Source organism: Sulfitobacter sp. HI0040, from assembly GCF_001634885.1.
In the GTDB taxonomy this organism is placed as follows: Bacteria; Pseudomonadota; Alphaproteobacteria; order Rhodobacterales; family Rhodobacteraceae; genus Sulfitobacter.
On record NZ_LWEX01000580.1, the window covers coordinates 1 to 237 of the forward strand.

Consider the following 237-nt stretch of genomic DNA (forward strand, 5'->3'; position numbering starts at 1 on the left):
AATCCGCCTATTTCAAGGGCGTCGCCGATGGTGCGCCCTTTATTCTGGTGATCATTCCCTTTTCGACGTTGTTCGGCATCATCGCGACAGAGGCCGGGCTGAGCGTCTTTGAAACGCTGTCCTTCTCCGTTGTGGTCATTGCGGGCGCCGCGCAGTTCACCGCGCTACAACTGATGCAGGAAAACGCGCCGACGGCGATCGTGCTTGCCTCCGCTTTGGCGGTCAACCTGCGCATGG

General features: G+C 59.5%; 1 protein-coding gene. It reads left to right on the plus strand.

Annotated elements, in window-relative coordinates:
- Positions 1-237: AzlC family ABC transporter permease (locus A3728_RS21055; RefSeq protein ID WP_150120932.1), on the plus strand; the 237-nt coding region annotated here is incomplete at both ends.